The organism is Micromonospora sp. NPDC049580 (genome assembly GCF_040675595.1).
GTDB lineage: Bacteria > Actinomycetota > Actinomycetes > Mycobacteriales > Micromonosporaceae > Micromonospora.
Genome location: NZ_JBFAPG010000720.1, coordinates 1 through 2,130, shown reverse-complemented (window position 1 = coordinate 2,130; position 2,130 = coordinate 1). Strand labels below are relative to the sequence as shown.

The 2,130-nt window shown below is 72.4% G+C and carries 1 protein-coding gene; it reads right to left on the bottom strand.

The window, feature by feature from the left end:
- Positions 1 to 25: 25 nt before the first annotated feature.
- The coding region (gene secA2 / locus AB0J68_RS31375; RefSeq protein ID WP_363942413.1) for an accessory Sec system translocase SecA2 at positions 26 to 2,130 on the bottom strand (2,105 nt) is incomplete at its 5' end.

The window sequence follows — 2,130 nt, the reverse complement described above, 5'->3', positions numbered from 1 at the left end:
TGTGGCAGAGGCCCCGGAGGTCAGGTCAGCGCGACGCGCCGCTGAGCCGCCGGCCGATCGAGGCGATCAGCCGGTCGAGCTCAGAGCCGAACGGGTTGTCGTGCACCAGGTACGTCCAGGTGGCGGTCGGCCGGATCAGGGTGCCGTCCTCGGGCTCCCAATCCTCATCGAATTCGGTCTCGGTGAACGTGGCGATGGTGCGGGCCTCGATCTCCGGGACGAGGTTGTTGAACGCCGGCACCGCCGCGCGGTGGAACTCGTCCAGCGGGTCGAGCCGGCCCAGCGCGCGCAGGTGCACGCCCTCGCGGACCTCCGACAGCTCGGCCAGGTGCTCGGCCCAGAGCCGGTCCAGGTGGAAGAGCGCGATCGAACGGGCCACCCGGGCGAGCAGGTCCTCGTCCATCTCGCCGGCCTTCTCGGGCACCTTGTCCAGCAGCATCAGCGCGGCCACGTCGCTGGTCAGCAGCCGCTCCCGGCGGGCGGCGAGGGCAATGCGCTGCTGCTCGATCACCACGCTGTAGCGCCAGGTGTTGCGGTGGATCTCGTGGTTGACGCCCTCGGCGACCCGCTGGGCGTGCTCGACCGCGTAGTCGACCTGCTCGTCGGTGACCAGGCCGTCGGCGTTCATCCGCGGCGACGGCGGCACCGCGTCGGCGGCGTGCCGGACGACCAGGTCGTCCTCCAGGCTGACGAAGAAGACCGAGCCACCCGGGTCGCCCTGCCGGCCGGCACGGCCCCGCAGCTGGTCGTCGACGCGACGGCTGTCGTGCCGGCCGCTGCCGATCACGTAGAGGCCACCCAGCTCGGCCACCCGCTCCTGGTCGGCCTGGTCGCTGCCGCCGAGCCGGATGTCGACGCCCCGGCCGGCCATCTGGGTGGAGACGGTCACCGCGCCGTACGCGCCGGCCTCGGCGATGATCGCCGCTTCCTCGTCGTCGTTCTTGGCGTTCAGCACCACGCAGGACACGCCGGCCGCGTTGAGCCCGGCGGCGAGCCCCTCGGACTCCTTGACGTCGAGGGTGCCGACCAGCACCGGACGCCCCTTGGCGTGCCAGCGCTGGATCTCGTCGATCAGCGCCTCGTCCTTCTCGGCGCGGGTCGCGTAGATCCGGTCGGGCTCGTCCTCGCGGACACACGGGGTGTTCGGCGGGATAACCGCGACCTCCAGGCCGAAGAACTCCCGCAACTGGTCGCCGACCAGCACCGCGGTGGCGGTCATGCCGCACACCTTCGGGTAGAGCGCGATGAACGCCTGCACGGCGATGGTGCCCAGCACCTCGCCCTCGGCGGTGGCGTCCAGGCCCTCCTTGGCCTCGACCGCCGCCTGGAGCCCGTCGGGCCAGCGGCGGCGCTGGGCCACCCGGCCGCGCATCTCGTCGATCAGCTCGACCGAGCCGTCCCGGACGATGTAGTCCACGTCACGGTGCAGCAGGGCCTGGGCGTGCAGCGCCACGTGGACCGCGGAGAGCTGCTCGACGTGCTCCTCGTCGTACAGGTCGATGCCGAGCTTGGCCTCGACGGCGGCCAGGCCGGCGGAGGTGAAGGCGACGCTGCGCCCGTCCTCGGCGACCGTGTAGTGCCGGCCCTTGCGCAGGCCGCGCACCAGCGCGGCGGCGGCGTGCACCGGGTCCTGCTCGCCCGGCACCGCGCCGGCCAGGACCATCGGCACCCGGGCCTCGTCGATCATGATCGAGTCGGCCTCGTCGATGATCGCGGTGGCCAGCGCGGGCTGCACCCGGTCGGCCACGTCGGTGACCAACTGGTCGCGCAGGTAGTCGAAGCCCGCCTCGCTGACCGAGACATAGGTGACGTCGCAGCTGTAGGCGTCGCGCCGCTCCTGCGGCGTGGACGCCTCGTTGACCCAACCGACGGTCAGGCCGAGCAGCGTGTAGATGGGTTCCATCCACTGGGCGTCGCGGCGGGCCAGGTAGTCGTTGACGGTGAGCACGTGCACCGGCCCGTTGCCGAGTCGGACGTGCCCGTACGCGGCGATGGCGGCGGTCAGCGTCTTGCCCTCACCGGTGGCCATCTCGGCGACCTTGCCGGAGAGCAGCGCCATCGCGCCGAGCAGCTGTACGTCGTACGGTCGCTGGTCGAGGCCCCGGCGGGCGGCCTCGCGGCCGACGGCGC